Genomic DNA, 1,298 nt, shown 5'->3' with positions numbered 1-1,298 from the left:
AAAACGGGAGGCGTCCATATAAATGGAGCCATGAAGAAATCAAACAAGTTTTCCCCTGAAGTACGTGAGCGTGCGGTACGCATGGTGTTCGAACACCGTGGCGATTATCCATCCTTGTGGGCAACCATTGAATCCATTGCACTCAAGATCGGTTGTGTTCCCCAGACTTTGCATGATTGGGTCCGTAAACACGAGATCGACACTGGCATGCGCGATGGCGTTACCGGCGCCGAGCGCGACCGGATAAAAGCGCTGGAGCGCGAAGTTCGAGAACTGCGCAAAGCCAACGAGATTCTGCGACTGGCGAGCGCTTTTTTCGCCCAGGCGGAGCTCGACCGCCGACTCAAGTCCTGAGGCAGTTTATCGACCAGCATCGAGATGCCTATGGGGTCGAGCCGATCTGCAAGGTGTTGCAGGTTGCCCCATCAGGCTATCGACGCTATGCCGCACAGCAGAGGAATCCTGCATTGCGTTGTGCTCGCGCCAGGCGTGATGACATGCTGAATCCAGAAATCAAACGGGTTTGGCAAGCCAATATGCAGGTCTACGGCGCTGACAAAGTCTGGCGACAACTGAACCGTGAAGGTCGCCATGTGGCTCGCTGCACGGTAGAGCGGCTCATGAAACGCCAGGGCCTGCAAGGCGTGCGGCGTGGCAAGATTGTGCGAACCACGATTGCCGACGCGGCAATACCTTGCCCATTGGACCGGGTCAACCGGCAGTTCAAAGCGGATCGTCCTAATCAGCTTTGGGTCTCAGACTTCACGTATGTTTCGACTTGGCAGGGCTGGCTGTATGTAGCCTTCGTGATTGACGTGTTCGCCAGGCGCATCGTGGGCTGGCGCGTGAGCAGTTCCATGCACACGGACTTCGTGCTCGATGCACTGGAGCAGGCACTCTACGCTCGCCAGCCCGAGCAAGCCGATGCTCTGGTGCATCATAGCGACAGAGGATTGCAATACATCTCCATTCGCTATACGGAACGCCTTGCCCAAGCTGGGATTGAGCCTTCCGTAGGCAGTCGGGGAGACAGCTACGACAACGCCTTGGCTGAGTCAGTCAACGGGCTGTACAAGACCGAGCTGATTCATCGCCGAGCACCCTGGAAAACCAAGTCCGCTGTGGAGCTGGCGACCTTGGAATGGGTATCCTGGTTTAACCACCACCGGTTACTCGAACCTATCGGTTACATTCCGCCGGCTGAAGCTGAGATAAACTATTATCAGCAACTGGCTGAAAAAACCACGCTAGAAGTTTAACTTAAACCAAACAGCCTCCATGAAACTCGGGGCGATTCA

1 protein-coding gene and 1 other annotated feature are annotated in these 1,298 nt (G+C 55.6%); the gene reads left to right on the top strand.

The features are described 5' to 3' along the window. The first annotated feature begins 30 nt into the window (after positions 1 to 30). Positions 31 to 1,259, top strand: a protein-coding gene (locus BLS94_RS14395) for an IS3 family transposase (protein ID WP_090962636.1) whose coding sequence is annotated in 2 segments (ribosomal slippage) — positions 31 to 310 and positions 310 to 1,259 — 1,230 coding nt in all. Because the reading frame shifts where the segments join, the coding sequence is not laid out codon by codon here. Then, positions 309 to 425: a sequence feature (AL1L pseudoknot), on the top strand. (Overlaps the previous gene by 117 nt.) Positions 1,260 to 1,298: the final 39 nt, after the last annotated feature.

Source organism: Nitrosospira sp. Nsp18 (genome assembly GCF_900103145.1).
GTDB lineage: Bacteria > Pseudomonadota > Gammaproteobacteria > Burkholderiales > Nitrosomonadaceae > Nitrosospira.
This window is presented reverse-complemented; position numbering and strand designations above follow the sequence as displayed.